The 7,564-nt window shown below is 69.7% G+C and carries 7 protein-coding genes and 2 pseudogenes; 1 reads left to right on the top strand and 8 read right to left on the bottom strand.

Going from position 1 to position 7,564, the window contains the following annotated elements:
* The 8 genes and pseudogenes from V8688_RS30365 to V8688_RS30330 form a co-directional block, all read right to left on the bottom strand.
* Window positions 1-315, bottom strand: a pseudogene (locus V8688_RS30365) (hypothetical protein); the annotation flags it as partial.
* 120 nt (window positions 316-435) lie between these two features.
* A complete protein-coding gene (locus V8688_RS30360) occupies window positions 436-834 on the bottom strand; it encodes a hypothetical protein (RefSeq protein WP_218716515.1) in 399 nt (132 codons plus the stop codon).
* A gap of 86 nt (window positions 835-920) precedes the next feature.
* The gene (locus V8688_RS30355) at window positions 921-1,970 is read right to left on the bottom strand and encodes a ferrochelatase (RefSeq protein WP_218716514.1); all 1,050 of its coding nucleotides are present in this window, start codon (window positions 1,968-1,970) and stop codon (window positions 921-923) included.
* On the bottom strand, window positions 1,970-2,806 hold the full coding sequence (gene inhA, locus V8688_RS30350; protein ID WP_218716513.1) for an NADH-dependent enoyl-ACP reductase InhA: 837 nt from the start codon (window positions 2,804-2,806) through the stop codon (window positions 1,970-1,972). The genes V8688_RS30355 and inhA overlap by 1 nt, the downstream gene beginning before the upstream one ends.
* A gap of 73 nt (window positions 2,807-2,879) precedes the next feature.
* On the bottom strand, window positions 2,880-3,596 hold the full coding sequence (fabG1, locus tag V8688_RS30345; protein ID WP_019050352.1) for a 3-oxoacyl-ACP reductase FabG1: 717 nt from the start codon (window positions 3,594-3,596) through the stop codon (window positions 2,880-2,882).
* Window positions 3,597-3,680: 84 nt separating this feature from the next.
* The gene (locus V8688_RS30340) at window positions 3,681-4,685 is read right to left on the bottom strand and encodes a VWA domain-containing protein (RefSeq protein WP_218716512.1); all 1,005 of its coding nucleotides are present in this window, start codon (window positions 4,683-4,685) and stop codon (window positions 3,681-3,683) included.
* The gene (locus tag V8688_RS30335) at window positions 4,682-5,638 is read right to left on the bottom strand and encodes a DUF58 domain-containing protein (RefSeq protein ID WP_218716511.1); all 957 of its coding nucleotides are present in this window, start codon (window positions 5,636-5,638) and stop codon (window positions 4,682-4,684) included. Before V8688_RS30335 ends, V8688_RS30340 begins: the two co-directional genes overlap by 4 nt.
* Before the next feature lie 23 nt (window positions 5,639-5,661).
* On the bottom strand, window positions 5,662-6,828 hold the full coding sequence (locus V8688_RS30330; RefSeq protein ID WP_218716510.1) for a MoxR family ATPase: 1,167 nt from the start codon (window positions 6,826-6,828) through the stop codon (window positions 5,662-5,664).
* 443 nt (window positions 6,829-7,271) lie between these two features.
* On the opposite strand from V8688_RS30330, the pseudogene V8688_RS30325 reads away from it, so the two are divergent.
* Window positions 7,272-7,564, top strand: a pseudogene (locus V8688_RS30325) (hypothetical protein); the annotation flags it as partial.

Raw genomic sequence — 7,564 nt, 5'->3', positions numbered from 1 at the left:
GCCCGGTGCGCTCCCACCACCGGCCTCACCGACCGGACCGCCCGGGGCCCCGGCGCCGTCGGGAGCCGACTCACCGCCGGATGACCGGCCACCCGGTGCGGTCGCCGACTGCTGATCGGCGGTCGCCGAAAGACCGGGGTCCGAGGGGCCGGGCGAGCGCGAATCGGCCGCGGGCCGCACACAACCCACCGACAGCGACACGACGGCGGCCACCGCGGCCAGTACCACGCCGCAGCGGATACGGCCGGTGGGCCGGCGGATGCCGGCCCGGGGGCGGGCTCGGGCCGGATCAGGTCGAACGGGGTCGCGTCGCATCGTCCTCTCCTGTCGTGCAGGTGGGACGAGAATGCGCCGGGCGGGCGAGGGAACGCGCGAGTACCCGACTACTCGACTATCCGGTCCGCGATCAGGTGCGGCGAAGCGGCAAGCGCTGGTTCAGAATCCGCCGAGCGCGGCCTTCAGGTCGGGGACGTCGAGCACCACCAGGGTGTCGTCGCGGACGACCGGACAGGTCTGAGTGGTGACGGTGTCGACGATGTGGCGATTCCAGGAGAGCGCGGCGTTGGCGGTGGTGTCCTGCACGGTCCACAGCTTCATCGCGCCGGTGAACGCCACCCGGGCGACCCGGGGGCCCAACGCCTTCCAGGTGCCCTGCTGACCGTCGAGGATCCCGCAGAGTTCGTCCACCGAGGCCTGCGAGATGGTGGGTTCGGTGGGGACCGGGCCCGCGTCGTCGTACCCGGAGTCGTTGCCGCAACCGCTCAGGCCCAGTGCGGTCACGGTCAGCACGAACAGGGCAGCCACCCGGCCGCGGTGGAGCATCGTCGAACGCATCGGAATACCTCCGATCTGTCGAGCACAACTCCGCAAAGCCTACTCCCCGGACCCGGGCGACCCGGCGAATGTTTATCCGGTTGTGTTCAGGGCCGGGCCGGACGCGACGCCGGTGCGCAGCAGCCGGGTGCGCACAGGGCCCCGTCGACGGTGCAGCCGTAGCCCGGCACCTCACCCAGTTCGCGCACCGGTCCCCCGGCGAGTCGCTCCTGGATCAGCTCGACGATCATGCGCGAGAAACGCGCATCGGTGCCCGGCGTCGCGGCCCGGGCGAAGGCCATGCCGAGCTCGGCCGCCTTCTGCGCGGCCTCGTTGTCGAGGTCCCAGATCACCTCGAGATGATCGGAGACGAAACCGACCGGGCAGACGACCACGGCGTCGATCCCCTTGCCGTGCAACGCATCCAGATGGTCGACGATGTCGGGTTCCAGCCACGGCACCTGCGGCGGGCCCGACCGTGACTGCCACACCAGGTCGTAGTCGGCGAAACCGGTCGCGGCGGCGCACAATCGGGCCGCCTCGGCGACCTGCCTGCTGTAGAGGCGGCCGCCGTCGGCGGGCGGGCCCGCGGCGATGTCGGCCGAGATCGGGATGGAGTGCGCGGTGAACACCAGGCGCACACCGTCGCGGCGATCGGCCGGGATCCGGGCGACCGCGGCGGTGATCGCGTCGGCGAACGACGCGATCAGCAGCGGATGGTCGAAGTACTGGCGCAGCTTCACCAGTTCCGGCGCATCGGCACCGACCGCGGCCCGCGCGCGGGCGATGTCCTCGTCGTACTGGCGGCAGCCCGAGTACCCGCCCCACGCCGAGGTCGGGAAGACCAGGGCCGAGCGCACACCGTCGGCGGTCATCCGCGCGACCGTGTCCTCCACCAGGGGATGCCAGTTGCGGTTGCCGAAGTACACCGGCAGGTCGAGCCCGGCGTCGGCCAGATCGGCCTCGACCGCGGCGATGATGTCGCGGTTGAGCGCGTTGATCGGCGAGACACCACCGAAATGCAGGTAGTGCTGGGCAACCTCGTCGAGCCGCGCCCGGGGTACCCCGCGGCCCCGAGTGACGTTCTCCAGGAACGGGATCACGTCCTCGGGACCCTCGGGGCCACCGAAGGACAGCAGCAACAGGCCGTCGGTCATCAGTTGGCGGTGAAGCCCTCGGGGAACCACATGTTGTGGCTGGCGCCGCCGTCGACGTAGATGATCGAGCCGGTGGTGGCGGGCAGCCAGTCCGACAGCAGCGCGACGATCGACTTGCCGACCGCGCGCGCGTCGGCGCCGTCCCAGCCGATCGGCGACGCGCCGTCCCAGTACTCGTCGAGCTGACGCAGCTGCTTGGCGTCGTCGGTCGCGGTACCGGCGATGGCCTTGGCCGCGAGGGTCTTCACCGGACCCGCGGCGATCAGGTTGGAGCGGATCTTCTTGGCGTAGCCCACTTCCCGGGCCACGTACCGGTTCACCGACTCCAGCGCGGCCTTGGAGACACCCATCCAGTTGTAGTACGGCATCGCCACGCGCGGATCGAAGTCCATGCCGACGATGGAGCCGCCCTCGTTCATCACGGGCAGCACGGCGCGGGCCAGCGAGGCGTAGCTCCACGCGGAGATCTCGAACGACTTCGCCACATCGGGGCCGGGGCCCTCCAGGAACGGCACCGCGTCCGGGCCCATCAGGGTCTTGGGCGCGAAGGCGATCGAGTGCAGCACACCGTCGATGCCCTCGGGCGCCAGCTCGCGCAGGGCGTCGGCCAGCGCGCCCAGGTTCTCCTCGTTGGTGACGTCCAGCGGAATCGCCGGCGGCACCTCCTGCGGCAGGCGCTTGGCGATGCGGTCGATCAGCCGCAGCCGTTCCGGGATGCCGGTGATGATCACCTTCGCGCCCTGCTCCTGCGCGACCGCCGCCGCGCTGAACGCGATCGACGAATCGGTGATGATGCCGGTGACCAGAATGGTCTTGCCTTCGAGCAGTCCGCCCATGAGTTTTCGGTTCTCCTGAAATCAGTATGGTTGCCGCCACCTTGTCGGTGGCGCGGGGCAATCCGTTAGCGGATCAGTGACCCATGCCCATGCCGCCGTCGACCGGAATGACGGCACCGGTGACGTAGCGCGAGTCCTCCGACGCCAGGAAGCTGACCACCGCGGCGACGTCCTCGGCCTGGCCGAGGCGACCCAGCGGAATGAACTTCTTGGCGGTTTCCTTCAGATCCTCGGGCAGCTCGGCGGTCATGTCGGTCTCGATGAAACCGGGAGCGACCACGTTGGCGGTGATCGAACGCGAGCCCAGCTCACGAGTGATGGAGCGCGCCATACCGATCACGCCCGCCTTGGAAGAGGCGTAGTTGATCTGGCCGGGGCCACCGCCGAGACCGACGACGGAGCCGAGGAAGATCATCCGGCCCCACCGCGCGCGGAGCATGGCGCGGTTGGCACGCTTGGCACAGCGGAAAGCGCCGGTGAGGTTGGCGTCGATGACGCGCTCGAACTGGTCCTCGGTCATCCGCATCAGCAGGGTGTCGTCGGTGATACCCGCGTTGGCGACCAGCACCTCGACCGGACCCTGGTGCTCCTCGACCTCGGTGAACGCACGGTCGACCGACTCGCTGTCGGTGACATCGCACTTCACTCCGAACAGACCCTCCGGCACCCCCGATCCGCGGTGCGTGACGGCGACCTTGTGGCCGTCGGCGAGCAGGCGCTGGGCGACCGCGAGACCGATACCGCGGTTACCACCGGTCACCAGGACCGAGCGGGATGTGACGTTCGACATAGGGTCCAACCTATCTGTTCCGGTTCGTGTGCCCCGCGTCAGGGTCGCGGCACTGCGACGTCTCACAACGCGGGGCGAGGCGTGCTAGGGCAGGCGTTGACGATAGAGCAAACTGACCACGACGCCGGCGGCGACGAACAACATACCGAGCAGCAGCCACGGCCTGCTCGCGTCGCCGCGGGTGGTCTCGTAGCCGATCTGTTCCTCGAGGGTGTCGTAGACGGCACGCAGTTCGGCCAGTGAGGAGGCGGTGTAGAACTCACCGCCGGACAGCTTGGCGATCTCCTGCAGCGAGGCGTTGTCCACGGGCACCTTCACCCGCTGCGAACCCTTGCCGTCGGAATCCGGGATCTCGACGGTGCCCCATTCGGTGCCGAAGGAGATCGTGGAGACCGGGATGTTCTTGTTCTTGGCCAGCCGGGCCGCGGTGAAGCCGTGCCGCGGGTTGTCGACGTCCTTGTCGTCGGGCACGGTCTGCTTACCGTCCGACATCAGCACGATGCGGGCCGGCGGCGGGGTCTCCGCGCCGCCGAGCACGGCGGCCAGGGTGTCGATCGACTGCAGGGCGGTCAGGATGCCCTCGCCGGTGGCAGTGCGCTCGGCCAGCTTGATGTTGTCGATCGAGTGCTTGACGGCCTCGCGGTTGGTCGTCGGCGACACCATCACCGACGCGGTTCCGGCGAAGGTGACGAAACCGAGGTTGATGCCGGGGGTCAGGCCGTCGACGAATTCCTTGCCTGCCTTCTGCGCGACCTGCAGCCGGTTCGGCTCCACGTCGGTCGCCTCCATCGACAGCGACACGTCCATCACCAGCACGACGGTCGCGCGGTTGCGCGGCACCTTCTGCACGGCGGTCGGTCCGGCGGCGGCGACGGTCAGCAGCACCAGGCCGGCGAGGATGAGCGCGATCGGCACGTGCCGCATCGGGCTGGGTCGCGACGGGGCGACCCGCTCGAGCACGGACATGTTGCCGAACTGCAGCATCCGTTTGTGCCTGGCCCGCTGGACCAGCACATAGCCGAGGACCAGCAGGGCGACGACGACCAGGAAACCGAGCCAGACGACGGCCGTGAAATGCGAAATACTCACTGGCGAGGCACCCGCCCGCTCGGGGCGCCGAGGCTGTGGCGCCGGGTGGACACGAACCGAACCACGTCGGCGATCCAGTCCCGATCGGTCTGCAGCGACAACACCGGCGCACCGCAGCTGCGCAGCGCCTGCTGCACCTGCGCGCGCTGGGCCTGGGCGGCGGCCGCGAAATCGGCACGCAGTGTGGGGGTGACGCTGAACTCGCGGGTGCGACCCGATTCCGGATCGTGCAGCACCACGTCGCCACCGTCGGGCAGCGCGACGTCGAGGGGATCGAGCACCTCGACCGCGAGCAGGTCGTGGCGGGCCGAGATCGCGCGCAGCGAGCGCTGCCAGTCGACGTCACCGAGGAAGTCGCTGATCACCACGGCCAGACCACGTTTGCGCTGCGGGCGGCGCAACGACTCGATCCCGGCCTTGAGGTCACCGCGCACGCCGTCGCGGGCGTGCGGGGTGGTCGCGATGCCGCGCAGCATGGTCTGGGCGTGCAGGCGACCGCTGCGCGCGGGGATGCGCACCAGGTCCTGGCCCGTGGCGACGACGGCGCCGATGCGATTACCGCCGCCGGAGGTGAGGTGGGTGATCGCCGCGGCCGCCGCGATCGCGAGATCGCGCTTCTGCACCCGGCCGGTGCCGAAGTCCAGACTCGACGACAGGTCGACGACGAGCCAGGTCTCGAGCTCGCGGTCGGCGATCATCTGCCGCACGTGCGGATGGGTGGTGCGGGCGGTGACCGACCAATCCATCTGTCGCACATCGTCACCGGGCTGGTACAGCCGCGCCTCGCCCGGTTCCGAGCCGGGCCCGGGGATCAGGCCCTGGTGGTCGCCGTGCAGGACACCGTCGAGGCGGCGCCGCACCGTCAGTTCGAGTGTCTTGAGCGCGGCGGCCAGCTTCGGGTCGGTCAGTTCACCGGCACGGAACGACGGCGGCGCGTGGGACGAGGTGGGCACGCGGACAACGGGTTCCGGCGCACTCACTGGGGCGCGACGTGGCCGGCGGGCTGGGACTGCTGCCCGTTCACCGGCTGCGGCACGGGCTGTTGCTGGGCGGGCGGCTGGGGTACCGCGGGCTGCTGGGGCGCGGCCTGGCCACCGACGGCCTGGGGCGCGACCTGCGGCAGGCCGACGGTCTGCAGCACCCGCTTGATGACGTCCTCGGGGGTGACCTCGTCGGCCAGCGCGTCGTAGGACAGCACCAGACGATGGCGCAGCACGTCCGGGATCACCTCGACGACGTCCTGCGGCACCACGTAGTCGCGGCCGCGGATCAGGGCGACGGCGCGCGCGGCGGCGATGATGCCGAGGCTGGCACGCGGCGAGGCGCCGTAGGAGATCCAGCTGGCCACATCGGGCATGCCGAACTCGGCGGGGGTGCGGGTCGCGGTGATGACGCGGACGACGTAGTCGACCAGCGCGTGGTGCACGAAGACGTTGGCCGCCAGCTTCTGCAGCCGGATGATGTCCTCGGGCGCGAGGATCTGCTTGGGCTCCGGCGGGGTCACGCCCATCCGGTAGATGATCTCGCGCTCCTCCTCGACCGAGGGGTAGTCGACGACGACCTTGAACAGGAAGCGGTCACGCTGGGCCTCGGGCAGCGGGTACACGCCCTCGCTCTCGATCGGGTTCTGGGTCGCCATGACCAGGAACGGATCGGGCATCGGGTAGGTCTTGCCGCCGATCGACAGCTTGCGCTCGGCCATCACCTCGAGCAGTGCCGACTGCACCTTGGCGGGCGCGCGGTTGATCTCGTCGGCGAGAACGAAGTTCGCGACGACCGGGCCGAGTTCGGTGTCGAACTCCTCGCGGCCCTGCCGGTAGATGCGGGTACCGATGAGGTCGGTGGGCACCAGGTCGGGCGTGAACTGCACACGCGAGAACGACCCGCCGACGACCTTGGCGAAGGTTTCCACGGCGAGGGTCTTCGCGACGCCGGGCACACCTTCGAGCAGCACGTGGCCGCGCGACAGCACACCGACGAGCAGCCGCTCGACGAGACGATCCTGGCCGACGATGACTCGCTTGACCTCGTAGATCGCCTTCTCGAGAGTCTGGACGTCACGCTCCAGGGTGCTCGGCGTTGCCGTACCGGCGTCCTTCGCCAGCTTCGGCCCGCTCACACCTTCCGTCGAAGTCACCAACATCCCCGCTTTCGCTTTGGTCCTGTGCGTGCCGCCCCAACTATTCCAGGTAATCGCCCGGCGCGCCGCAACCGGCCGGGAGCGGACGCGGATTCGTCGTATTACCCAGCCCAGCTCGGTACGCCCGTCACCCTACGCATGTCGCGTGCCGGTCGCCCGCGCGACGCGGACACCCGGCCGCAGCGCCGATTCCGGCGGAGCACAGTGGCTAATCATCAGCAACATGATCTCGCTCGCAGGAGACCCCACCGGTAACGATCCGGAATCGGCGATGGTCACTCGCCCAGGTCGGCGCGGCCATCCGCCCGCGCGTGGTGTTGAACACACAGATCAGCGGCATTTTGACTGACCTCGTTGCGGTTCCATGGACTACCTCCGCAAGCCGATCAACTTTTCGCATCCATACCGGCCTGTCGGATTGTTTCGATCCTTAGAAGGTGATGTTCATGCGGTTTCCACCCCTCTCGCGATTCTCTCGCCATTTGCTGCCGTCGGCCGCCGTCGCCACCGTGGCGGTGATCGGCCTCGCCGCCGCGCCCGCGGCCGTAGCGAACCCCCTCACCCCACCCGGCATCGGCGTGCTCGGCATCGACACCGGTTCCGCGGGCCTGGATCTCGGCGCTACCGGTTCCGGCGCGGCGGGCCCGGCGCTCGGGCTGGGGGCCGACGGCTCCGGTGCGGGAGTGCTCGACACGGGCAGCGGCGCCGGGACCGAGCTCGGCCTGGGCACCGGCTCGGG

Origin of the sequence: Nocardia sp. No.11, from assembly GCF_038752175.1 — a bacterium.
GTDB classification, from domain to species: domain Bacteria; phylum Actinomycetota; class Actinomycetes; order Mycobacteriales; family Mycobacteriaceae; genus Nocardia; species Nocardia canadensis.
The sequence above is the reverse complement of the archived record's forward strand: the minus strand, read 5'-3'. Positions and strand labels throughout refer to the sequence as shown.